This is a genomic window from Sulfidibacter corallicola (assembly GCF_017498545.1).
In the GTDB taxonomy this organism is placed as follows: domain Bacteria; phylum Acidobacteriota; class Holophagae; order Acanthopleuribacterales; family Acanthopleuribacteraceae; genus Sulfidibacter; species Sulfidibacter corallicola.
Genome location: NZ_CP071793.1, coordinates 9,498,192 through 9,523,357 on the forward strand (window position 1 = coordinate 9,498,192; position 25,166 = coordinate 9,523,357).

Here is a 25,166-nt window from a genome sequence, read left to right on the forward strand (position 1 = left end):
AGACCACCTTTTTCGGGAGGATCTCTATTCCCGAGAAGTCTTCCACAGCCGCGAGAGCTCTTTCTCTGTATTAATTCCCGTGTTCAGTTTTTAAAAACCTTCAACATTTATAGATCACGCAACAAATCGCCCATTTCTCAAAAAATACTTGCCCAAAACGACGACCGAAACGTATGTTATGCAGTACCTAACGAGATAACTCTTTATCCGCTAATGTCAAACGACCTGCCTGCGATGTGGCCCCCGATGGTACCTCGATCGGCGGGCGGGCGAAGCCCTGAACGATTTGGCCGGCTTTGACCGGCGTGCTTCGATTTCTCTTCTTCCTTTGCACTGTTTTCCAATGTGGAATCGCCCTTTGGATGTGGGGCAGATCTTCCACCGGCCTTGGAGCGGGCCGGCCGGAACCTTTCGACATCGGCCCGTGTTTCGAGCCATGCTCGAAGATATGCTGATGGGCTTGGAAAAATCCTTGTGGGAGTTGCATGGTCCATGGAAAAAGTCAGGCTCATGTTGGTCGAAGAGACCCCAGACCGTGCCGGTGACCTGAGTGCCCAGTTGAAGACCCTGGGCTACACGGTCGTGGCAACGGTACCCAGTGCCCGTCAGGCCCTGCAGTGGATCGATCGCGTCGAAGGCCAGGAAAGCCGACCCGACCTGGTGGTCATCGACCTGGACCATTCCACGCCGCTCAAACTGATTCGCGCGGCGATCGGCTTGTTGCAGGAATCCCATATTCCGGTGTTGTTCATCCTGGGATCCGACAATCCCCACCGGACGCCGGCGCCCCAATCACCGGAGGACCCGTTCACCTATCTGCGGCACCCGTTCACGGCGCGCGAATTGGAGTCCTCGATCTCCCTGGCGCTGCACCGTCATCGGTTGGAGCGCCAGATCGAAAACAACGAGCGGATGTTCCACGCCATCATGGACGAGGTCGCCGAGGGCATCATCATGGCCGATGCGAAAGGGCGTATCACCTACATGAACAGGACGGCCCAGAAATTGACGGGGTGGCGGTTCCAGGTCGCCCAGGGCAAACCCCAAACCCAGGTCTACAGGGTTCAAGACAACGTGGGCCGGCCTCTGACCTCATTGCTGGGAACGGTTCTCAGCAAGGGCGAGAAGGTGAACCGCAGGGGTCCCATCGGTCTCAATCCCTATGATGGCGATGCGCTCTGGGTTTGTGAATCGGCCCTACCGGTCCACGACGATCGCCACGAGATCATCGGTGCCATCACCGTTTTCCGCAGAGCACCCAGCCCCGTGCTGTGGGAAGCCCAGAATTGCGAGGTCCTCGTCATTTGAGTTTTGTTCGACGGGCGGCCCTTCGGGATGACGTCGTGGTATCGGCCGGGAAAGGGGATGTCCGCGATCGGGACCGGTTCCGTCGGCTTTGCCGGATTCGGTAACGCATGGAGCGAGAGACCGGACATCGTGCGCTTAAGCGTAAAAGTGACAGGTGCGTACGAGTTCGACGCCAAGGGGTTTCCCCACCACACAAAAGTTTACTGGATGACGAAAACAAAGCACCCGATCGTGGTCGAAGTGCTTCACTTTCGGACAGCCAAGCGCTAAAGTAGAGTCGACTAGGATCATTTTTCAGAGTTTTTTATTCATTACCCCTGTAAGTTCTCGTATCTCAGGATCAAATGCCCGAAAAGGAACCGGCGGTTTCGGTCGGCGCATCGAACGTGATCCGCGAGGCGCCTTGTGAGCATCGACAGCAGCTCCCAGCTTAGGACCAGTATCCGCAGACTGGTTTCCAACCGGCTCGCCGACCTCTTTCGCGTTTTTCACCGACTCGGAAGCGGATGCCTCTTGCTGTCGGCAATGGGTCTGTTGGCCGCCAGTCTCTGTCCGAGCCATGCCGAGATCCAATCCCTGAAGTTCGACCACATCTCGATCGAACAAGGTCTTTCGCAAAGTTCGGTCTTCAGCGCCACCCAGGACAGTCGCGGATTCCTGTGGTTCGGAACCCAGGACGGCTTGAACCGTTTCGACGGGCATCAATTCGTGGTGTACAGCCATCATCCGGAGGACGAGAACACGCTGTCCGACAACAACATTCTCTGCCTGTTGGCCACCGAGAACGATCTTTGGATCGGCACGGAAGGCGGTGGCCTCAATCGCCTGAATCTCGAACGCGACCAGATCATGCGGTTCCGTTTTCACAAGGACCGCCCACGCGGTCTCCCTTCCGATGTGGTCAACGACCTGCTGGCCGAATCGGACGAGCGGATCTGGGTGGCCACCGACAACGGTTTGGCCGTGTTCCACCTGCCGACCGGGCAATTCAAGACCTTCCGCCACCACCGGGACAACCCGACCTCCCTGAGCGCCAATCAGGTGACGTCGCTGGAAATGGACGATGAGGGCTTCATCTGGGTGGGCACGCGGGAGGGGGGCCTCAACCGGCTCGATCCGGCCACCGGCCGATTTCGTCGCTTTCGCCACCATCCCAACCAGGACAACAGCCTGTGCAACGACCAGATCCTCCATCTGGCCCGCGACAAGTCCGGCATGATCTGGGTCGCCACCCAACGCGGCCTCAGTCGACTCAATCCGCACAATTATTTTTTTCTCAATTTCACCCACCAGCCGGACACGCCCAACTCCCTGTCCGACAACACGGTTCACACGGTCCTCGAAGACAGCAAGGGCCGGCTGTGGGTGGGGACGCAAAACGGTCTCAACTACCTGGACCCCACCCAACAGGAGTTTTTTCGGCATTACGCTCGGGTTTCGGCTCCCAAGAGCCTCAGCGAGAGCAACGTGCGCATGTTGTTCGAGGATCGCTCGGGTCTGCTGTGGGTCGGCACGGCCAACGGCGGGCTCAACAAGTTCAACAGCCGCCACAGTGAATTCCAGCACATCCGCCTGCTCCCCAACACGAAAAACACCCTGACCAACCCGGTCGTCTGGTCGATCCTGGAGGACCATCTCGGCTTTCTGTGGATCGCCACGGAAAAAGGCCTGAACCGCCTGGATCCGCAAACCGACCGATACGAACACTTCCTCCACGATCCGAAAGATCCCACCAGCCTCAGTGACGATGTGGTGCGGGTGGTGCTCGAGGATTTTCGCAATCAGATCTGGGTCGGCACCGAATTGGGCGGCCTCAACCGTTTCGAGCGCGAAAACGAAACCTTCCTGCGCTACGGGTACGATCCCGAGAACCCCAAAAACCCCAGCGGCAAGTCCATTCTCTGTATGACCGAGGATCACCAAAACCGCCTCTGGATCGGCACCAAGGACGGCGGGTTGAACCGGTACGATCCCAATCGCGACCAATTCGTGCCCTACACCCACGATCCCAACAATCCTCACTCGATCAGCGACAACAGCGTGTATTCGCTGTACGCCGACGGCAACGACACCCTCTGGCTGGGAACGCTGGGCGGCATGAACCGGCTGGACATGAACACGGGTCGTTTCGAGGCTTTTCGCTACGAACCGAAGAACCCGAATTCCCTGAGCAATGACGGTGTCGGGGTGATCGTGCCCGATCTTCAGGGCGAAATCTGGATCGGCACCGATCGAGGGCTCAACCTCTTTCATCGCGATACGAACAGCTTTACCCGCTTTACGACCGAGGACGGCCTGCCCAACAATTTCATCTACGGCATCATGGTCGACAGCGCCGGCCTCCTGTGGATCTCCACCAACCGGGGCTTGTCGCGCATGGATCCGCTCACCCGCAATTTCCGCAATTTCGACACCCTCGACGGTCTGCAGAGCAACGAGTTCAACACCGGTGCCTACGCCAGCGATCGCACGGGCCGGTTCTTTTTCGGCGGAGTCAACGGCATCAGCGTCTTTCATCCTTTGCTGATCCAGGAGAACAATTACGTTCCGCCCATCGTCTTCACCGAATTTCGTGTGTTCGACGACCCGATCAAATCAAGTCGGAAAGCCGGCGGTCTCCCGGTCCTGCACCTCTCCCACAACGACAATTTTTTCTCGTTCGAGTACGTGGCCCTGGACTACAACATCCCCCAGAAAAACCGCTACAAGTACAAATTGGAGGGGTTCGACAAGTCCTGGAACGATGTGGGCAATCGCCGCTACGGATCCTATACGAACCTGCGCGGCGGCCTCTATACCCTGCGGGTCCTCGGCTCCAACAACGACGGCGTCTGGAACGAGGAGGGCACGGCGGTACGCCTCATCGTCACCCCGCCCCCGTGGTTGTCGATTTGGGCATATGCCGGTTACGCCGGGATCGGGTTATTCCTGATCTACATCACCGTGCGCTACAAAACCCGTCGCCAGGCGCTGATTCTTTCGGAAACCCTGCGCCAGATCACCCACGATCTCAGCCACACACTCGATCTCGATCTGGTGATGAACCAATTGCTGGATCACCTGTTGCGCGTGGTGCCCTACGAGCGCGCCACGGTCTTTCTGGAGCAGGAGAACCGGTTCGATCCGGTGGTGACGCGCACCCGTGAGGGCAGTCTCATCTGCGCGCCGACCTACGCCATGGAGTCCCAGATCATCGCCGATCTGCTGGAAAAGGAGGACACGATCTTCATCGGCAACACCCGCGACATGTTCGCGCGAATGGAAGGCAGCGGGAAGTTGGCGATTCGGACGGTCCTGGCGATTCCCATCGAGGTCAACCACCGCATCATCGGTACGGTCCAGCTCTACCACCATTTGAACGAGGCCTTCAAGCGGGACACGATCGACCTCGCGGTCACCCTGGTCAACCAGGCCGGAATCGCCATCGAGAACGCCCGCCTCTTCTCGCAGGTCAAGCGTTTGGCCACGACCGACGAACTCACCGGCATCTTCAACCGTCGTTACTTTTTCGAGCTGGCCGAACGCGAGTTCGAACGCGCCTCGCGCTACCGCAAGAATTTGTCGCTGATCATGTTCGACATCGACCATTTCAAGCGCGTCAACGACACCTACGGCCATCAAACCGGCGACTCGGTCATCCAGTTCATCGCCGAGACGATTTTGGGGCAACTGCGCAAGAGCGATCTCATGGCGCGGTTCGGCGGCGAGGAATTCATCGTCTTGCTGCCCGAGACGGATCCCGAAAACGCTCGCCTGGTCGCCAATCGCCTCCATCAGTCGCTGCGGAAACGATTCACCACCCGGCCGCCGAGCAACATCCCGCGCGTGACGGCCAGCTTCGGCGTCGTCACGATTCACGACAACGTACGCGACCTGGAGGCATTGATCGAGGAAGCCGATCGCGCCCTCTACCAAGCCAAAGCCGCGGGGCGCGATCAGGTCGTGGTGTATGAACCCCGCGAAGGCTCTCGCATCCAGGTGACCAATCCCAACTGAGCGGGGCCGACTTTACCGGATCGGGCGCTTTCGGGCGGCCCCTTCGATTGTAGGCGCCGCCCGAAACGATTGCGGGTCAGGGCGACGAGAGCACGAACACGTTCTCGTCGGGGTCCTTGAACACGGCCGACGTGCCCCAGTCCTGGGTCTGTGGTTCCTGGGTGAACACCACGCCCTTGGCGACGAGATCCCTGTAGGTTCCCGCCACGTCGTCACTGTAAAACACCACGTTCGAAAAGGTACCGATCCGATCCTCGTGACCCTTCATGGTGAAGAGCACCAGTTTCGTCTGGGCGCCCGGAATGCGCAATTCGATCCAGCGTTGTTCGTCGTCGAACGGCTGGTCCGTGGCGATGGAAAAACCCAACTTCTCCGTGAAAAACGCGAGGGATCGATCCTGATCCCGCACGGCGATACTCGCAAACTTGATCCCTTTGATCACCTTACTCTCCTTTGTCACGGGACCGATCGAGGTCCCGAATTCGCGACCAGTTCATGTGCCGGCGGCATTTTGGGCGGAAACCGAGAGGAGCGGGCCTGGCGGGCACACCTGGCCCCTGCCACGGGCGCACCCCATCCGAGGCCCACGACGAACGCGTTCCACAGCCCTCCAACCATCCTGGCCATGATCGGGCAACTTGTTTCTCTTCAATATCTTGTAGGTTCGTTCCCGCTGCAGTGGTGTTCCGTGACTACCAAAATATCCAGGTTCGCTTCGGTTTACAAGCCGTGTATTGATTGCTAGGCTACTGATTGCCATAGCTGGGAGCGAAAAACTGGAACCCATCACGTTACACCCCTACATCATCGATACCCTGATGCCCGATCTGGTCGGCCACGATCGCCACCCCAGCGCCTTTCTGGTTTTCCTGTTCCTTCACCGCCGCACGGAAATGGGCGCCTGCGCAGTGAGCCTGCGCCAGATCGCCGAGGGCACGGGTTTGTCCAAGAGAGCGATTCAATCGGCATTGACACGCCTGGTAAAACGCAAGTTGGTGTCCATCGAGCGAGCCGGGATCACCGCGATTCCGAAGTACCGAATCCACCAGCCGTGGTGCACCTCCCAGGCGCACGAATAAGACCGGAATCGCTGACACCTGCCCAGCCCCGCTGGCAGCGCGACGATGGGAAACGCGTGCGGTCCGCGCCAACCGCGATCATATGGATGGTTCGAGGCGGATTTTTTCCCTGGAATGCCACCGTGGATGGAGGCATCGATCCGGGTCAGCTCTTCGCGATCCGTCGCCACCGTGCCGTGAATCAGTATTGGAAAGCCCTCGACCGGGATGATAATCTGAATGAATCCAATACCTCCGATATTCTGGAGCCGAAATGCCGGCGTTTGGCGACCTTGAATTGGCCCTGAATCGTGGTGACACGGGTTACGTGATGCAGATGCGTTACGACCAGCCCGACAGCGACGTTCACATCCGCCTCTCCCCCACCGATCACGAGCTGACATTCCGCATCGAGGAGCTCGAAGCGGCACGGCGCAGCCCCATGCGCTACGGTGTCCTGTTGGCCGAAGACCTGTTCGCTGACGAGGAAGTGAAAAAAACCTTTCTGCAGATATGCACCGATGCCACCTCCCGCGGCGCCGGCCTGCGGGTCCGGCTCTCGCTGGCGGCCAACCTGCCCGAACTGCACGCGCTCCACTGGGAGACCCTGTGTGATCCGGTGAGCGGTGACCCGTTGTTCCTCGGTGAAGGCATCGTTTTCAGCCGCATGCCCACCTTCGCCGACTGGCGTCCCGTGGTCATCGGTGACAGCCCCCAATTGAAGGCTGTCGTGGCGGTCGCCAGCCCAAAAAACGCCACCGATTTCGACCTGGTTCCGTTCGACCGGTCAGCGGAAACGGATCGAGCCATGAAAGGCCTGGATTACCTGAACCCGACCGCAGTGGAACCCGCCGATCCCGAGGCGATTCTGTCGGTCATGCGCGAGGGTTGCGACCTGCTCTACCTGGTGTGCCACGGCAGCTTCGAAAAGAATACCGCCTGGCTGTGGTTGGAAGATCGAAACGGCATGGCCAACCGGGTGGCAGCCCGGGATCTGGCACGCCGCATCGCCGACCTGGAGCATCCACCGCGACTGATCGTACTGGTGTCGCCCGACAACTCCGCCTCACCGGCAAACCACCCCCTGGCGAAGTTGGGCCCCGAGTTGGCCGCAGCCGGCGTGCCCGCGGTTTTGGCCCTCCTGGGCGCGGTCTCGGAAAAGGCCATGGACCACTTCATGCCCGCCTTTTTCCACGAACTGGACCGCCACGCCACCATCGACCGTGCAGTGGCCGCGGCGCGAGGGGCCTTGCGAAACAGCCCCGACTGGTGGAAACCGGTCCTGTTCCTGAGATTGAAGAGCGGCCGCCTGTGGCGAACCCGTTACCAGGAACAGGACATGATCGGCCGCCACATCGGTCCCTATCGATTGGAGCGCGAACTGGGTCGCGGCGGCATGGGCGCGGTCTACCTCGGCGTCCGCAGCGACGGCGAATTGCGCATGAAGGTCGCCGTCAAACTGCTGAACCGGGAGATGACCTCACCGCGCATGCTGGACCGCTTTCGTCGCGAACGCCAGGTTCTGGCGGATTTGAATCATCCCCATATCGCCGTGCTCCACGACGCCGGCACCACCGAGGACGGCTTTCCCTGGTTCATCATGGAATACATCGAAGGCGAGCACATCGACCAATGGTGCATCCAAAACCAGCCACCCACCGCCACCTTGCTGCGCATGATCCGCAAATCGGCGGAGGCCCTGGGGTACGCACACAGGGCCGGCATCGTCCACCGCGACATCAAGCCCCACAACCTGATGGTCACGGAAGCCGGCGAGCCCAAACTCCTGGACTTCGGGATCGCACGGCTGGCCCACCTGGAGGAAACCGATACCGCGGGACGCGGCGAAGTGCTGATGACGCCTGCCTACGCCGCGCCGGAACAACGCATGGGTCACCCGGTCGAGGAAGCCACGGACGTCTACGCGCTGGGTCTGGTCCTGCTGCAGCTTTTGACCGGCTTCGCCCCCAATCACCTGGATTGTAAGCCCTCCGAGGCCATCACCCGATTGATGGCGGAAGGACGTCAGGCCACGGTCGCGATGGACCCGCCCAACGACGATCCCACGGTCCCCTTCCCCTCGACGCACAAATCCCATCCCTCGGGTGAGACGCAACCTTCGCCCCTGGCCGGCGAACCCGATTCGAACGCGGCACAAATGGAAAACGGGACCATCGCGCCAGGCGCCTCGAACGCGCTCGAAGATCCCCGTCACCAAGGGGAACCGCTCCCCGAGGCCCTGGGCTACGTGCTGCGCCGCGCGCTTGCGACCAATCCGCGCGAACGATATCACGACATGGACGAACTCATCGCGGGACTCAACCGGGTGCTCGCCGCCCTACTGCGCAACCGGTCGGACCAGCCGGGAACGAAGAAGGTCTACGACGCGCTGTTCTGGTATCACCCCGACGACGCCGACTCGGTCGCCGAGCTGACGCACTATCTGGAAAACGAGGCCGATTTGCGAATTTGGCAGAAGCCCGAATGGCAGGGGCTATCGCCGGATGGCAGCTCCCGCGCCCTCGATACCGCCCTCGAATTGTCGCGGGCCTGCCTGATCTGCCTGGGTCCCGGTCAAGGCCATGCCCGCGAGACGCCTTGGGAACACGATCCGGCCAAGCGCGACACGCTCGCCTTCCGCGCCGAGGACCTGCGCCTGATTCCGCTGTTGTTGCCTGGCGCGGCCTTTCCCGAAAAGCAGAGCGAGTTGCCGGTCTACCTACGCGGACTCACTTGGCGAAGGCTTGACAACCGTCACGATCACAGTGATTTGGCCCAACTGGCGGAGGCGATTCGGGGCATTCGCACAGATGAACGCGCTTCATCGCTACCGGCGGGTATCTGTCCCTTTCGAGGCTTGGAGGTTTTCCGGGAGGAAGATCGCCACTTGTTTTTCGGACGTGAGGCGGTGGTCCAACGGGTGACCGAGTACCTGGACCGGCATCCGTTCATCGCGCTGCTCGGCCCGTCGGGCAGCGGCAAATCTTCGGTGGTGCAGGCCGGCGTAATTCCATGGTTGCGCGACCGCGACTATGCCGTCGCGCTGTTCACCCCCACGCATCAACCGTTGGAGGAACTGGCTTTCGTCCTGCGTTCCCTGCTTCGTGAATCGGGCTCGGATCAACCCACGGAATACTTGCTGAACCGCCTGCGGAGCTCCCCGGAAGCCCTGCATTTCATCACGCGCGAAATTTTCGATCAACGGGGCCAACAGCGACTTTGCCTCGTCATCGACCAGTTCGAGGAAATCTTCACCCTCGCCAAGGACGCCCGCGAACGCGCCGCCTTCGTAGCCGGGTTGTGCTACGCCGTCGACCAACCCGGCAGCAAGGTGTCGGTCCTCGTCACCATGCGCTCGGACTTTTTGGGCAAGTGTGTCGTCTTTCCGGACATCAACCATTTGTTCCTGGAACACGCGCTGCAAGTGACCCCCATGAACCGCGGCGAACTGGCCCGCGCGATCGAAACACCGGCCAGGCTCTCGGGGCTCTCGCTGGAACCCGGCCTGTTGGAGCGGATCCTAGACGACGTGGCGGGTGCTCCCGGCGAGCTGCCGCTGCTGGAGCACGCGCTCCTGGAACTGTACGAACGACGAAGAGGCACCCTGCTGACCCTGGCCGCCTACGGAGAAATCGGCGGCATCGAGGGTGCCCTCGCCAGGCGGGCCGAGTCGGAATACGCGGCCTTGGACGACCACGAACGTCAGACTTTGCGCAAGATGTTCGTGTTGTGCCTGATCCATCCCGGCGAAGGGGCCGAAGATACCCGGCGCCGCGCCACCGGCGAGGAATTGGTTGCGGTCGGCGGCGCCACGGTCGAATCCTTGATCCAACGCTGGACGGCTTCGCGCCTGTTGACCGGAACTCGCGACGAAGGACGTGATGTCGACCTGGTGGACGTGGCCCACGAGGCGTTGATACGGCGTTGGAAACGGATCGGCGAGTGGATGGCCGAAGACCGCGAAACCGCGCGCCTGTTGAACCGCCTGCGCCAGTCCGCCCGAGCCTGGGCCGATGCCGATCGCAGCGAAGACCACCTGCTCCGTGGTGGTCCGCTCTATCAAATGAAAGAGCTGGTAGCGCGCGAAGAGCCACATCTGGGGGCTTTGGAAAAGGAGTTCGTGGCCGCCGGCGTCGCCCTGGCGGAACGCGAGATCCGTGCAGGCGAGGAAACGGCGGCGAGGTTGCGACGCCGTCGGAATCAGGCCTTCGCGGCTACCGCGGTCGCGCTGCTGCTGGCGGCGCTCGCCTTTGCCATGTTCTTCCGTTCGCACCGCGAAAAGATTCGCGCCCAGGCGGAAAAGACCCGTGCCGAGGCCGCCCAGCAAATTGCGGAACAACGCACGCTGGAGAGCAACTACAGCCTTGCAGTGATGTACACGGAAAAAGCCGGCAACGCCCTCGAAAACCATCAGCCCCAAGAGGCCTGGCTGTATGCGTTGGCGGCCCTCTCCGGACACATTCCGGAGGACCGGAGCCTGCCCGCCGCGGTGGGCCGCTTCGCCGATCCGGCGATGGAACACGCCGCCAACCTGCTGTGGACCACTCCCGTGGACCACGGCGTCAATCGGGCCGCTTTCTCGCCCGACGGTGGTTTGCTGGCCCTGGCCGGGAAGGACCACCTGATCCGCCTGATCGATCGAAAGAACGGCGGCCCCGCGGGCCTCTTGGTTGGCCACACCAACCACATTCGCGCCCTGGCCTTTCGACCCGGTGTCGCGGGCTCCTCCGAAGGCCTGCTGGCCTCGGCCGGCGAAGACTTCAAGGTCCATCTTTGGACCCTGCCCGACGGGCCTTGGGCATCCAGCGGGCCCAGTCGGGTTCTGGATCACGGTGAGACTGTCGTAGATCTGGCTTTTTCTCCAGATGGCGAGACGTTGGCCACGGCAACGTCCGAGGGAACGGTTCAGTTGTGGTCGCTCGCATCCCCACCAAAACGGGAACCCACCGCGATTTGGACAGCCGGCGAAACACCCCTCGCGAGCCTGGCCTTTTCCACCGACGGAACCTTGCTGGCAAGGGGTTCGGATTCGGGAATCCTGGAGGTGAGATCGCTGGCTACGGGCGAAACGATCGCCGTGCTCGATGCCAAAGCCGGACGCCTATCCGACCTGGAGGCGACAGGGAATCGCTGGCTCTCGGCCCATGCCGGCGGAGACATCCTGATCTGGGATCCCTCCAAGCAGGCACCCGAACGCATCGCGAGTGGCCAGTCCGGCGGCGTGGCGGCCCTCGCCGTGCTACCGGATGGACGGACGTTGGTTTCCCTGGGAAGCGACGGCAGCATGGTTTCTTGGGATCTTCATGGCGGCGAGCGCTTGGCGACCCTGCGACCGGCACGGGCATCGCGCCGCGCATTCGGTGATTGGCGAATGGACCTGGTTCCGGATCCCGAGGGTACGACGCTCTCGGTGCTTTGGGAGCGATGGTCGCTGTGGGATCTTTCTTCCGGCGAAAGGAAAGCGGCGCTTTCCGGGCACTCGGCCGAAATCAGGGGGATCGCTTTTTCCCCTGACGGAAAAACCCTGGCCTCCGCCTCGGGTGATCGGAAGATCCTGCTCTGGGACGTCCAATCCGGAACCCAGAAGGCCGCGCTCTCGGGTCACGAAGGTACCGTTTGGTCGGTAGCCTTCTCCCCCGACGGGCACACCCTCGCCTCGGCCTCGCTGGACCGCACGATCTTGCTATGGGATATCCAGGCTCGAACACCGCGCGCCAGCCTCGTCGGTCATTCGGCCCCGATCTGGAGTATTGCCTACTCTCCCGACGGTAGAACCCTGGCCTCCGCTTCCTACGACCAGACCATCAAGCTCTGGGACGCCGCGACGGGTGCGGCGCTGCAAACCCTTTCCGGCCACTCTGCGGAGGTCTGGAGCGTGGCCTTCGCCCCGGACGGAAAGACGCTCGCATCCGGTTCCTCGGATCAAACCATCAAACTCTGGGACCTGGCCACGGGCAAGATCGAGAAGGATCTTTCCGGTCATTCGGCGGGTGTGTTCAGCGTGGCTTTCAACCCGGCGGGGAACACGCTGGCTTCCGGTTCCTTCGATCAAACCATCAAGCTCTGGCATCCCGCGACCGGCGAGGCGCGCGCCACATTGCGCGGCCACTCGGCTCAAATCAGAAGCCTCGCCTTCGCACCCGACGGACGCACCTTGGCCTCCGCTTCCTACGATCAGTCCATCAAACTCTGGGATACCGTGACCGGCGAAGAGCCCACCACCTTCTCGGGGCACTCGGATCTGGCCTACCACGTGGCTTTCTCTCCCGATGGCCGGTTGCTGGCCTCGGCCTCCTTCGATCATACGGTCAAGCTCTGGGATGTCACCTGCGCCCAAGCCCCGGCAGCACTGGCCGGCCACGACGCCTCGGTTTGGAGCGTGGCCTTCGCACCCGACGGCGCCTCTTTGGTCTCGGCCTCCTTCGATCAAACCCTCAAATTTTGGCCCGCCCCCGCGGGCAACACGGGAGCGCCACCCAAACCGGAGTCGCTCGCCACCGGGGTCGGGCACTCGGCGGAAGTGCTGAGCGTGTCGTTCTCGCCGGATGGCCGCCTGGTGGCCTCCGCTTCCTACGACCAGACCGTCCGCCTGTGGGATGCCACCAGTGGCGCCTCGAAGGGGCTGTTGCAAGGCCACACGGCACAGGTCTTCAGCGTCGCGTTCTCACCGCGCAGCAACGCCCTGGCCTCCGCATCGTGGGACAAAACGATCAAAATTTGGGATGTGGACCGCAAAGAGGCACGGTTGACCTTGTCCGGGCACGATGCCGCGGCGTATCACGCCATCTTCTCCCCCGACGGGCATTCCCTGGCTTCCGCCTCGCGCGACAAGACCGTGCGCCTGTGGGATGTGCGCACGGGCCGGGAACGGGCGACGCTCTCCGGCCATTCGGGAGCCGTTCTGGGTTTGGCCTTTTCCCCCGACGGGCAGATCCTGGCCTCGGCGTCTCGCGACCGCTCGGTGAAGCTTTGGGACGTACGGGACATCGACGGCCAGGCCGCTTCCGGCAAGGCATTCGCCACGCTCGCCGGGCACCGAGGTGCGGTCCTGGGCGTGGCCTTTTCCCCCGATGGACGCACGTTGGCGACCTCCTCGGGCGACGACAGTGTGCGTCTCTGGGATGTCGCATCCCAACGACCTTTGGCCACCCTTCTCGCGCATGCAGGGGATGTGAATCGCCTGGCATTTGCCCCCGACGGCCGAACGCTGGTCACCCCTCACGACGACGGTTCGCTTCACGTCTGGCGCCTGGACGACCTGGCCCCCTTCATCGCGACCCGCCAGGATCGCGCTGCCTGGCACCAGATCCGCCAGCGCGCGCTGTTCCATTTCGGCTACCGATTGGACGAGGCGGGACTGGTTCACGAGAAGCGTTTCGTCCTGGCGCCCTTGAACGGCTTCGATTTTCCCGAGAGGCATTCCTACGCGGATTTGGCGCGCCCCAAACCTCGGGATACCAAGCTGATCCGCTGGTTGAGGCAAGGGGGTCGGGATTGAGAGGCATTGGCATTTGGGCATCGCGCGCTCGCGAGTCGGGATCTCCCTCGAGGGCAATTGGGTGGCGCTCCGGAACGGACCTGATTTGAATTCTTGGCTCCTACCTGGTTGGTAGCGCCCCAATAAATTACAGGTCGACGCCGATTTCGGATATTTCGGCGAGGCTCATTTCGGCGATTTCCGCGACTTGCCGCTTTTCCAAACCCGCACGCAGCATGCTTTTCACCATTTCAGTTCGAACACGTTGCTCACCTTTTTCCAGGCCTATCTCGATGCCCCGTTGCTCGCCTTTTTCCAGGCCTATCTCAATGCCCCGTTGCTCGCCTATCTCAATGCCTCGTTTTTCGCCTTTTTCCAGGCCTATCTCGATGCCCCGTCGCTCGCCTTTTTCCATCAGCATCTCGCGTACCGTCATGCTCATCTGATTCTCCACTACATCTCGGAGGCGATTTCCACAACTTCGGAGACTGTCATTTCCGCGATCTCCGAGACTTGGGCTTTATCCAACCCCGCACGCAGCATGCTTTTCACCATTTCAGTTCGAACACGTTGCTCGCCTTTTTCCAGGCCTATCTCGATGCCCCGTTGCTCGCCTTTTTCCAGGCCTATCTCGATGCCCCGTTGCTCGCCTATCTCGATGCCCCGTTGCTCGCCTTTTTCCATCAGCATCTCGCGTACCGTCATGCTCATCTGATCCTCCGTTTCCTCGAACAAGATCATAACCCTTCGTTTCTCTTCATCGCTCAATCGAGCGTTGACGTCGATGAAGTCCATGAACCGAAGGAATGTCCCGTGATCGGTCACCCTGTACAAATGAGTATAGGCCAGAGCGGTCACGTGCAACCGCTCCTCCTCCGGGTAGTCCAACAGCGGCGCCAGGACGTACCACACCGGGTTGTCGCTCCCCCAGATTTCGTCCACGGCCTGGTCCCGCAACTTCACCCGCAGGAACGTAAAATCCAGCCAGGTCTCCTCCAGCGCCTCGTGACGAATCTGACGCGGCACGTCGCGCCGCCATCGCGGTCGATCGGTGAACACCACCACCGGCAAAACCGGCAGTCCACCGACCATTCGATCCAGGTCAAGCACGTAATGACACAGCCGATGGATCGAAAACGACGACTTCTTGCTCTGGTGCTCCATCAAACAGATTAGCCCGCCACCCCCGCGAAATTTGAGGTGCATCGCCAAATCCACGATGCGCCCGGGATCGTGCATCATGTGGCGAGGCATTTCCTGACGGAGCTGAACAACCTCCTCCAAGCACCCATACTCCGATTCGAGCCTGGGCACCAGTGCCCGCAACGACTGCTTGGGGAAGGTCAGCACGAGATCCTTGAACGCTCTGTCGTGGGAAAATTCGAGCTTGTTGTCCGTCATGGCGACTCCCTTCCCTTTCCACCATGGGCGACCCCAAACAGGCCCCACGGGAACCGGAGCAAGAGTGATGAATACCTTTTCTGCCGTCCCTCATTCTCCCCTGGCTTTCCAGACCTTGGCAAGTATTATTCGATATCCTTTTTCTCGTTAAAGCACACAAATATTAAAAAGCATTTTTCCTCGCAGCAGACATTCTCTACCACTACTTGCTTCGCGCTCAAATGCTCGCCCGCCACCCTCATTCGAATATGCGTATCATCGAAACATGACCATCAGACCGAGAAAGAACGACACCGTGCTGACAATCATGGCGGCGAAGACACCCGCAGCCACGCGAAGCGCACCACTCATGAACATGATCAGGCACAGAACGGCGGCGCTGACAATGACCGATGCCGCCATCACCGGCCACGCACGCGGGAAAATGAAGTAGATGGCGAATGGCGTCATCTGGAACAGCAATCCGAAAAAAAATCCGAATCGAAAGCTCTCCATGAACCGACTCTGTGGTGGCGCCCGCCGATCGGGCTCTTCCCGGCTCTCTACGTCCCGATCACTCTCGGGCTCCTTGAACGATAACGCCATCTTCGCAGCCTAGCTCCCCATTGCAGATCGGCCCCGATACATTCGAAGTGTGCCCAAGAGCCTGGCCGAACCCGGTCGATCGCCAAGGCCCAGCTCCCGCCATGGGCGGTAGGACTTCTGGCCACGGCGGCCATCCAACCTGGGGCGGTCTATCATGAACACTCTGAGGTCCAATCTTTTTTCGACTCTAGTTACCAGATATACCACCATCTACCCAATTACGCTACGCATGCGCCAAGTCGATGCGCCTTCAGGACTCGGCGGGTTCGAGCCTCATCTGCCCGGTAGATTCCTCCCGGGATAGTTGCTCGAGAACCTGGGTCACCAATCGGGCCAGGTGATCCACGTGCGGCGAATCCAACATTTCGTGGTGCACGCCACTCACGTAATGGGTGTCGATCTCGCTCCCGGTAATCGCATCCCACCCCAGAACCTTGTTCTGCGGCGACATCAGCGGTTGACGCCGGGTCCGGAACAGGGTCAGTGGGCCCGAGTAGGTTTCCGGCTCGTAGACGGAAAAGGCGTGGAAGTGCCGTTTCATCAGGTCGATTCGGTACTCGGGGAAAAAGGAAATATCGACCGCGAAATGGTCGCTCAAGTCGAAGGCAATATCCTCGTTTTGCTGAACCTGATCCAATTCGGCTTCAGCGATCGGCTCCCCGGCTGGCGGCTGCGCACCCGAAGTCAGTTTGCGCCGCAACTTGTGCATCAGATTCGTCGGGTTGTACAACGACCGATCGAAGAACAACCACGGCAGGTTCTTGAGGAAACGCATGGCGTAAACCGGCTTCGTAGGTCGGTTCGCTTCTTCGACCACGGGCGGAATCGCGGAATCCATCAACCCCAGTAAGGCGACCTCCTCGTCGCGCTTGCGCAGTTGAATCGCCATTTCGAAGGCCACGATACCACCGGACGAGTATCCGGCAAGGTAATAGGGACCCACCGGCTGGACCTGTTTGATGCGCTCGATGAAATCGGTGGCGGCCAATGGAATCGTCTCGTGAGGTGGCGATTTTCGATCCAAACCCTGCATTTGCAGACCGAAAACGGGAAGGTCCTCGGGCAGCAACTCGGCGAGGCGACGGTAGATCAGCACATCTCCACCCAGGGAGTGGATCAGGAACAGCGGAGGCCGGCCCTCCGCTCCGACCCGAATCTGGACCAGAGGCGCAAAGGCGGCCAATTCCAACTCTTCCTTCAGGGCCACGGCGTATTCGCCGAGCGTCGGGTGAGTCAGCAGCAGCGCCAATGGCACGTTGCGGCCCAATTCACTCTCGACCCGCGAGGACAGGGTCATGGCCCGCAACGAATCCCCGCCAAGGGCGAAGAAATGGTCACCCATCGAGATGTCGGATACACCCAAAACCTCTTCCCAGACCTTCATCAGCTTGGCTTCCATCTCGTCGTTAGGTTTCACCCGAGCCTGCGATGGTGCGCCCTCGCGCCAGTCCGGATCCGGCAGATTGCGGCGATCAACCTTGCCGGTGGGCGCCTTGGGGAAGACCTCCATCACCTTGGCGGCCGAGGGAGTCATAAAGGCCGGCAACTCCTGCCCCAACCAGCCCAACAACTCGTCCGACGAGAGTTCCTGACCGGAACGCGGGGTCGCGTACGCCACCAACTGTCGGCTACCGGCCGGTGTGGCGCGAACCACGACGGCACCTTCCTCGACAGCGGGATGTCGGGCCAGGACCGCTTCGATCTCGCCGAGCTCGATCCGAAAGCCTCTCAGTTTCACCTGGTTGTCCAGCCGGTCCAGGTATTCGTATTGACCGTCGCGGCGCAACAGGCAACGATCGCCGCTCTTGTACATCACACCGACGCCTTCGCGGAAGCGATCGGGTAAAAAGCGTTCCGAGGTCAAATCCGGGCGCTTCAGATAACCTTCGGCCACTCCCCGTCCACCGATGAACAATTCGCCAGGCACTTCCGGCGGTGCCAGGCGACCCAATTCGTCGATGACGTAACACCAATAGTTGTCGATCGCGGTACCGATCGGGGGATCCTTCTCCATCGGCCGAGCCCCATCACCGACCGGTGGCTGAAACGCGGTGGACATGATGGTGGTTTCCGAGGGACCGTAGGCGTTGATCCAGCGAATCCGTTTGCCGCCCACCAGTAACCAATCGTTGTAGGCCGACCAGGTGGCGCGTTCCCCCCCACAAATGAACAGCCGGACCGAATCGGGGAATTGCAGACCGGCTCCGGCCATATGGTGCACCAGTTCGACCCAGAACAGGGTGGTCAGGTTCAGAACCGTGATCCGCTCGCGTTCCACGAATTCCAGAAACGCGGTCAGGCTGGCCAGCGTGCTGCCGCTGGGCAGGACCAACGCACCGCCCGCGTTCAAGGTTCCGAAAATTTCCTCGATGGACACATCGAAATTGATCGTCGAAACCTGGGGGACGCGGTCACCCGGTTTCATGTCGAACATGCGAATCACGGTGAAGTTGTGATTGACCAGGCCGCGATGGGTCAGCAACACCCCTTTGGGGCGACCCGTGGAACCGGAAGTGTAAATGGTGATACCGCGCGCACACAACGGTACCGAAACCCCGGGATTGTGGGTCGGCTGGGTGGCCAACCACTGGGGATCCTCGTCGGTAGCGACCAACATGACGTTGTCGATGCGAAGCCGCTCGACGAACTTTTCCTGGGTCAACACCATCGCCGGCTGGGTGTCCTCGATCATCAGGCGCAGCCGGTCCTCGGGATAATCGGGATCGAGCGGAATATAGGCCGCTCCGGATTTGAGAATTCCGATGGCGGCCACGATCATCATCAATGACCGTTCGATGCTCAACCCCACGAACGAATCGGGTCCGACGCCGTGCTCGATCAGGTAGTGAGCCAGTTGGTTGGCTTGGGCGTTCAGCTCGGCAAAGGTCACATCACGGCCTTCGCAACGCACGGCCAACGCGTCGGGCATCTCCGCCACGCGCTGTTCGAAGAGCTCGTAGAGGTTTTTGTCTTCGGGAAAGGGCTGATCGCTGTAGGCCATGACCAGGGCCTGATTGCCGGCGTGCAACGTGGGCAGGGCCGTCACCGGGCGATCCACGTAGTCGGGCAGTACCCGCAGGACTTCGACCATCAAATCCATCATGTCGCGCGCCGATTCGCCGCGATAGACGCCCGCGTTGTACTCGAGTACCAAAAGTAAGTCTTCGTCCAGGTAACCACTCATGGCGAGCGCGAATTCGGTGCGCTCGTGAAGGGTGAAACCGCGCTCGGCCCAAGGTCCGCCCTGCTTTTGCAGCACCTTCTCCAACACCTGGTTTTCGAACATCAACATCGTCTGCACCAGGGTCTTCCCGGCCCCGATACGGCACCATTCCTGGATCTGCGCCAGCGGTACGGCTTCGAACTCTCGCGCCGATACCTGCTGATCGCGTAACTCGTTCAACCAGGCACCGACGGTTTGTTCCGAATTGAACCGCACCCGAAAGGGCAATGTGTTGATCAACATGCCCGCCATTTGCTGCAGGTTTTCGATGGGTAGGTAGCGACAGGCCCGAACGGTGCCGAAGACCACGTCGGCACTGCCGGTATAGGCACTGATGGTTTGCGCCCAGGCTGCCTGAACCAAGGTGTGAAACGTCACCCCGATTTCCTCGGCGAATAGCTGTAGGCGATCCACTTGCTCACGATCCAAGCGCATTCGGATCTCGCGCTGGTCGTGCTCCATCTGCTTGTCGAACGGCAGCGGCGTGTGGGGAACCGGCAACTCGGTATCGGCGACGCCGTTGAGAAGTTGGCGCCAGTAGGTCCTGGCCCTTTCGATCGGCTGCTCTTCGACGGCCCGCACGTATTGGCGATAGGCCGGCGCCGCTTCGACCACGGGGGTCTCGCCCGCGCACAGACGATCGTAATAAGTGAACAACCACCGCAATACGATGGGGAACGAACGACCATCCAGCACGATGTGGTGAAAGGTCCACAACATCCGGTAATCCTGATTGTCGAACCGGAACAGATTGACCCGCATCTGCGAGGGCCGGGTCAAATCGAAACCCATCCGGCGATCGGAGGCCAGAAAATCGCGATAGCGGGTTTCCCGCTCTTGGGGCTCGACCCCGCGCCAGTCGTGATCGTTGATTTCCGGGGCCACCTCCCCGTGCACGACCTGCATCGGATGGCTGGGCCGATCCAACACGAACGCGATTCGCAAGGCATCGAACCGCGCCGTCACCATCTGCCAGGCCTGGCACATTTTGTCGAAATTCACGCTTTCGGGCAGGCGACAACAGAGCTGTTCCAGGTTCACTCCGGACGTGCGAGACAAACGCCACTGGTACAGCATGCCCAGTTGCATGGGCGTCAAGGAGAAAGAATCGTTCATATGCATCTCAGTATCTATCATTTAGTGAAGAGTGAATGGCACGGTGACCCCACGCGGCGCGCTCGCCACGAGGTCGTCGATGAATCGTTCGATGGGAAATCGAGGTCACGAAGGAATAACCCATCATAAAACCAAAACGCGAAATGAACCACGAGATCCGCCAGAAAAAAATCGCTCCAGCGAAAAACACCCTAAAGCCGCAAAAGACCGGCGTCCATTCAGCGTTCTCTTCAGATCGTATCGATCCCACCACACATACCTTGCCATTCGAAACATCGATAACCGGTTCGTTCCCCAACCAAAACGCACCGAAGTACAGACCATTGAAAATAAAGCTCGAAAACGGGGCGATAAGCCAAAGAAGGGCATCGTCTCAGGAAAAACCAATCAGGAAAAAGATGAACGTGCGATACCTCGTATGGCGGGCAGTATACAGTAACAGTCTGTAGCACGTCCGAACTTTTTTAAAGTTTTCTTGAGATGATTTTAGTTTTTTTTCGATATATGCGGAAAGCCTTATCAACCCTCGTTTTCAACCATCTGACCGGGCCTTCAATTTTGCAAAATCCTCAAAAATGAAACCCAACAATCGTCCACAAGAGGCGGTTCCCAGCACAGGCCACATCGTCCCTCGTCATACGAGGTACCAATCCGGCGCTTTTTCGACTCCAAACCATGGGGACGATTAACGACGTGAACCGGCGACCGGCATCACCACGGTGAACGTGCTGCCCTTGCCCGGATGTGTTTTGACCCGAATCCTACCGCCGTGGGCATCCAAAATCAGCTTGACGATGTTGAGTCCCAGGCCGACGCCCTCGGCTTCCCGGGTCAGACTGCGATCCGCTTGAAAAAAGCGATTGAAGATCTTCCGCAAGGCGCGGCGCGAGATGCCGATCCCGTGGTCCTGGACCTCGAGGCACACGTGATGCCGATCCTCTAGGTAACTGCGCACCTGAATCCATTTTTCCTCGCGCGAGTACTTGATGGCGTTGTCCAATAGGTTCAGAACGACCGTAGTCATGGCGTCGGCATCGGCCCGAATTCGGGGAAGATCGGGTTCCCATTCGCGATCGGTGCGAAATCCCTCGTGGCGGAGCTTGTCGCCGATGGCCTCGAGCGCCGTCTCTGCGATTTGGGTGACCGACACCGAACTCATCTGGAAACCGGTCTTGTGGCGCTCCAATCGGGAGTAGTTGAGAAAATGTTCGATGAGCCGCGACAGGCGCTGGTTCTCCTTGGCGATCAGTTCCAGATATTCGCGGGTGGTATGGCTGTCGCGGTAATGGCCATCCAGCAGGGTGTCCACCAGCATGCGAACCGAGGCGAGCGGCGTTTTCAGTTCATGGGTGACGGTCGCCAGGAGGTCGTTCTTGAGCCGGGTCTCCAGAATGTGTCCGGTAAGAAATCGGGTGATGATACCGCCGAGCACCAGAATCAAGCCCACGACCATGATGCCGGAGGTGATGTACATGGCACGACGGGATCGAGCGCGGGTGACCAACAACTCGCGGTTGTCCACGCTCAAGGAAAGCACCCAGTCGGGAAAGCCCTCACCCAGGGCGACCGCGCGTCCTTCGTTCCCAGTTTGCGGTGCCTGACCCGGTGCGAGCACGTCCACCAACCAACCGGTCTCCAAAGTCACCATGTGCCGGGAAAGTTCCTGTCGCAATCGTTCTTCACCGAAGAGCCCCACCAGATCGGAGCCGCTCGGGAGCATGGCCCAGAGCCCGTCACTCACCTGGTGAAAGCTTCCGTCGTCGGGTACGGAGGCGCCGCTCGCGGCGAATTGTCGGGCCAGTTCCTCACCTCGCAACAAATGATCGTGCTGCCAATGATCGGGCGCCACGCGTTCCAGGCGCCCGAGAAGTTCCAGGCGTTGGGATGCGGGTAGATGAAAGGCGCCGTAATCTCCGAGACGTCGCAACAAGCCGTTGGCGAGAGGCGCACGGGTGGCTTCTTCAAGATCCATCAAGGCCAGGGCATCGACGAGCCCGTCCATCGCCGGCGCGCGGCCCCGCTCGTCGCGGGCCTCCAGGTACTCGGGTCGGTTCAGCTCGGACACCAACAGGGTGACGGCTTCTTCGCTGCGTTGGAGGGCCACGAGGCAACGAGCTTGACCGAGCAACGCCTGTAGCCGCGTCGTCACCAACCCCGCGCGGGAGGCGACCGACCGATACCGGGCGAGAGCCGCCGGCCAATCGGCGTCGCGCGATTCGGCCAGGCGAGCCGCTTCCAACTGGGGATCTCGATGAACCGGGGCAATCGGCGCCGGCGTTGGGTCCGGGTAGACGATGTGGCCATTCGCTCCGAGAACGACCACACTGTCCAGCGCACCGGCCGTCACCACCTCGGCAAAACGGTGTGCGGCAGGCCGATCGGGTTCCGAATCGGCCAACGCGAGCCACAGTTGACGCCGGTAGTCGTCGGCGGAACGAGCGAGCTCATCGAGACGTCGCTCGTAGAGGCTCAACAGTTGGTTCCGCACGGCCGCATCTTCGTTACCGACGGCCTTCCACATGAACCACAACATGAAAATGGTCGGCACGAACACGGCGAAGATGCCCAGCAGCAAAAGACCCCAAAATTGCCGCTCTTGAGTCGAGAGCGACGTTCCGCGGAAAAAAGCCAAGGATGCGTACTCCGGTTTGCGAATGCGAGGCCACACGAAGCGGCCGACAAACTCCAAGCATATCGCTTTTTGGACCTAGCGGGCGATGGGATGACCACCCTCCAGGCGGGAAAAATTCAAGCGGCGCCATTCAATTCAAACCAAACGATGCCTCCGCCACGACAACACCCCTAGAGGTTCTCCTCCACCATCGTTTCCTTGGTGCCGCAATGCCTCCGAGATGTCAGCGGGTAACGAGGCTGCATCCGGAGTCCATGCTACATTCAAGAGCGACATATCGAATATCTATCTCGAAGGGACATCATGAATCTGGCTTTCATCGTCAAAACCCCCACGCTCATCTCATCCCTGGCGGTGCTTCTTTTGGCGCCCCACCACCCCTTGTCCGCCATGGAAGCGGAAACCCCCCAGGCGCTGGCCATCACCGACATGCCCTCGCCCGCCACGCACGCGAACGACACCTTGCCCTACCTGACCACCGAGGACGGACAGCTCTTCATGAGTTGGGTGCGAACGGACGACCCTTCCTCGGGCCACACCACGATGTATTGGTCGCGATGGAACGGCAAAACCTGGGCGGATCCACAAAAAATCGTGTCCCATGCCGACATGTTCGTCAATTGGGCCGATTTTCCGAAAATCGCCCTGAATGGCAAACTCGTGGCTGCCGCCTGGCCGCAAATGTTGGGTTCCGGAACCTATGCCTACGGATTGCGTCTGGCCGTATCGCGAAACGGCGGAGAGACTTGGCAAGATCCCATCTGGCTCCACACCGATACCAGTCCCACCGAGCACGGCTTCGTCTCGATGGCGCCCCTGGCCGACGGCACACTGGCCGCCGCCTGGCTCGACGGGCGAGCGATGGGGGCCGCCGGACATGGAGGAGGCGGCCACGATCATCACGGTGAAGGGTCCATGCACCTGCTCTACCGTACCATCGGCCTCGAGGGTCTCGGCCCGGAGCAGACCCTGGACGAGCGCACCTGCGAATGTTGCAATACCGCCATCGCCACGAGGGATCGCGACGTGTGGGTCGCCTACCGCGACCGCAGCGACGGGGAAATACGCGACATCGTCGTGACCCATCGAACTGACACCGGCTGGAGCACACCGCGCGCGGCCCAAAAGGACGACTGGAAGATCATGGGTTGTCCGGTCAACGGTCCGGCCCTGGCCGCTCGGGGACAGAACCTGGCGTTGGCGTGGTTCACCGCAAAGGGCCAACCCCAAATCAAGCTCGCCCTGTCCACGGACGGCGGTCGCCAATTTCGGGTCGCCGATTCCCTCGAAGACGGCGTCATCGGTCGCGTCGATGTGCGTCTCACCCCGACGAACGAGGTCATCCTGCTGTGGGTCGCGGAAAAAGACGGACGCCAACAGCCGCGCATTGCAGGATGGAATCTCACAGGTCGAAAACTGTGGGGGCCCATCGGCCTCGATTCGATTCCCACGGGCCGCGGAGGAGGTTTTCCCAGATTGGCCATGACGACGTCGCACCTGTTCATCGGGCAACGCGCGACCGAGGGTAAAGGTGTTCGTGTCATGGCGTTGCCCCTGGATCGGGGGAAGATAACCGCGCCGAAGAAAAAGGCCGAGTAACGCCAAAACAAAGGCAGGGCAATCGATCGCCAGCCATCCGCAACCAACTCGATTCAAAGTTGTTACAAAAGTCCTTGCCAAATGTTGGCGGATTGGGGATCGCCGCCTGTCGTCTAAAAAACATTGACATCGGCCGAACGGGAACGATAAGTTCAAAAGGTATTTTTGAGGTGTCTGTTTGATGAAATTTGCGGCGATCCTGCTCCTGACCACGAACCTATGGGCTTCGTTTTTTTGCTGTTGTCAAGAGCTGAGCTGTACCCGCATGGACGAGGCCGCCTGCAGTGCTCGAGAAGCCGCGGTCTCGCTGGCAACGGAGTCTCGATCCCATTGCCACGGAGACGGAAACGTTTCCGATGAAACCACATCGACCCCTCATCACACCCAGGATCGAGAGAAAGACGCGGCGCGTGATTCATCGAAACGGGCGCAAGGCTCCGTCATGGTCACCAACACCTGTCGTTGCGGCAACCACGCGTCTTCCGAGGTCTCGTTCGCACTGCCGAACCCCCAGACGGCCAAAGTCACCGTCTGGCTGGTGCTCGATCTGTTTTCCTGGCTGGCGAACCACCCACACATGGCTGAAAAGTCTTCCGCCTCATTCGAGGAGTTGTGCGCCTTCGTGCCGCTTCCAAAGGCGCCCAGCCTCAGTGTGCTCTCGCGTTTCCTCATTTGATACCACTCCCAGCACGCACGACCCTCTAGGATTCGGCTCTTCGAATTCCAGGCCCCGTTGTGCGTGCCGTTGATACCGCCTCGACCCTTTTTACA

The 25,166-nt window shown here is 60.5% G+C and carries 13 protein-coding genes; 7 read left to right on the forward strand and 6 right to left on the reverse strand.

The annotated features are described in order from the left end of the window. The first annotated feature begins 492 nt into the window (after window positions 1–492). Window positions 493–1,308: a PAS domain-containing protein gene (locus J3U87_RS28665; RefSeq protein WP_237379220.1), complete on the forward strand. Its 816-nt coding sequence runs from the start codon at window positions 493–495 to the stop codon at window positions 1,306–1,308. Window positions 1,309–1,821: 513 nt separating this feature from the next. Continuing rightward, the gene (locus J3U87_RS28670) at window positions 1,822–5,304 is read left to right on the forward strand and encodes a two-component regulator propeller domain-containing protein (protein ID WP_237379221.1); all 3,483 of its coding nucleotides are present in this window, start codon (window positions 1,822–1,824) and stop codon (window positions 5,302–5,304) included. A 76-nt stretch (window positions 5,305–5,380) separates the two neighbouring features. On the opposite strand, the gene J3U87_RS28675 is transcribed toward J3U87_RS28670, so the two are convergent. Continuing rightward, on the reverse strand, window positions 5,381–5,746 hold the full coding sequence (locus tag J3U87_RS28675; protein WP_237379222.1) for a VOC family protein: 366 nt from the start codon (window positions 5,744–5,746) through the stop codon (window positions 5,381–5,383). A 292-nt stretch (window positions 5,747–6,038) separates the two neighbouring features. On the opposite strand from J3U87_RS28675, the gene J3U87_RS28680 reads away from it, so the two are divergent. Together J3U87_RS28680 and J3U87_RS28685 are read left to right on the forward strand one after the other, a co-directional pair. After that, complete coding sequence (locus tag J3U87_RS28680) at window positions 6,039–6,383, forward strand: helix-turn-helix domain-containing protein (protein ID WP_237379223.1); 345 nt, start codon at window positions 6,039–6,041, stop codon at window positions 6,381–6,383. 253 nt (window positions 6,384–6,636) lie between these two features. Then, window positions 6,637–13,860 (forward strand): nSTAND1 domain-containing NTPase, encoded by a 7,224-nt coding sequence (locus J3U87_RS28685; RefSeq protein WP_237379224.1) that lies wholly within the window; start codon window positions 6,637–6,639, stop codon window positions 13,858–13,860. A 127-nt stretch (window positions 13,861–13,987) separates the two neighbouring features. Here J3U87_RS28685 and J3U87_RS28690 read toward each other — a convergent pair whose 3' ends face one another. The 4 genes from J3U87_RS28690 to J3U87_RS28705 all read right to left on the reverse strand — a co-directional run bounded on the left by J3U87_RS28690 (window position 13,988) and on the right by J3U87_RS28705 (window position 20,164). Continuing rightward, entirely contained in the window at window positions 13,988–14,281 is a 294-nt protein-coding gene (locus tag J3U87_RS28690; RefSeq protein WP_237379225.1) for a FliH/SctL family protein, read from the reverse strand. 11 nt (window positions 14,282–14,292) lie between these two features. Further along, on the reverse strand, window positions 14,293–15,240 hold the full coding sequence (locus J3U87_RS28695) for an RpnC/YadD family protein (RefSeq protein WP_237379226.1): 948 nt from the start codon (window positions 15,238–15,240) through the stop codon (window positions 14,293–14,295). A 255-nt stretch (window positions 15,241–15,495) separates the two neighbouring features. Beyond that, on the reverse strand, window positions 15,496–15,702 hold the full coding sequence (locus tag J3U87_RS28700) for a hypothetical protein (protein WP_237379227.1): 207 nt from the start codon (window positions 15,700–15,702) through the stop codon (window positions 15,496–15,498). Window positions 15,703–16,075: 373 nt separating this feature from the next. Further along, complete coding sequence (locus J3U87_RS28705) at window positions 16,076–20,164, reverse strand: non-ribosomal peptide synthetase (protein WP_237379228.1); 4,089 nt, start codon at window positions 20,162–20,164, stop codon at window positions 16,076–16,078. Between the two features lie 79 nt (window positions 20,165–20,243). On the opposite strand from J3U87_RS28705, the gene J3U87_RS28710 reads away from it, so the two are divergent. After that, a complete protein-coding gene (locus J3U87_RS28710; protein ID WP_237379229.1) occupies window positions 20,244–20,603 on the forward strand; it encodes a hypothetical protein in 360 nt (119 codons plus the stop codon). 246 nt (window positions 20,604–20,849) lie between these two features. On the opposite strand, the gene J3U87_RS28715 is transcribed toward J3U87_RS28710, so the two are convergent. Next, entirely contained in the window at window positions 20,850–22,796 is a 1,947-nt protein-coding gene (locus J3U87_RS28715; RefSeq protein WP_237379230.1) for a sensor histidine kinase, read from the reverse strand. A gap of 303 nt (window positions 22,797–23,099) precedes the next feature. Here J3U87_RS28715 and J3U87_RS28720 point away from each other — a divergent pair, with 303 nt between their 5' ends. Continuing rightward, on the forward strand, window positions 23,100–24,395 hold the full coding sequence (locus J3U87_RS28720; RefSeq protein WP_237379231.1) for a sialidase family protein: 1,296 nt from the start codon (window positions 23,100–23,102) through the stop codon (window positions 24,393–24,395). Window positions 24,396–24,576: 181 nt separating this feature from the next. Next, window positions 24,577–25,071 (forward strand): hypothetical protein, encoded by a 495-nt coding sequence (locus J3U87_RS28725; protein WP_237379232.1) that lies wholly within the window; start codon window positions 24,577–24,579, stop codon window positions 25,069–25,071. Window positions 25,072–25,166 lie beyond the last annotated feature (95 nt).

What these genes read in the sequence shown, in the direction of transcription:
- J3U87_RS28720 (WP_237379231.1), top strand. Translation starts at nt 23,100, where the DNA reads ATGAATCTGGCTTTCATCGTCAAAACCCCCACGCTCATCTCATCCCTG.
- J3U87_RS28710 (WP_237379229.1), top strand. Translation starts at nt 20,244, where the DNA reads ATGAATCGTTCGATGGGAAATCGAGGTCACGAAGGAATAACCCATCAT.
- J3U87_RS28695 (WP_237379226.1), bottom strand. Translation starts at nt 15,240, where the DNA reads ATGACGGACAACAAGCTCGAATTTTCCCACGACAGAGCGTTCAAGGAT.
- J3U87_RS28705 (WP_237379228.1), bottom strand. Translation starts at nt 20,164, where the DNA reads ATGAACGATTCTTTCTCCTTGACGCCCATGCAACTGGGCATGCTGTAC.
- J3U87_RS28685 (WP_237379224.1), top strand. Translation starts at nt 6,637, where the DNA reads ATGCCGGCGTTTGGCGACCTTGAATTGGCCCTGAATCGTGGTGACACG.
- J3U87_RS28690 (WP_237379225.1), bottom strand. Translation starts at nt 14,281, where the DNA reads ATGAGCATGACGGTACGCGAGATGCTGATGGAAAAAGGCGAGCGACGG.
- J3U87_RS28665 (WP_237379220.1), top strand. Translation starts at nt 493, where the DNA reads ATGGAAAAAGTCAGGCTCATGTTGGTCGAAGAGACCCCAGACCGTGCC.
- J3U87_RS28725 (WP_237379232.1), top strand. Translation starts at nt 24,577, where the DNA reads ATGAAATTTGCGGCGATCCTGCTCCTGACCACGAACCTATGGGCTTCG.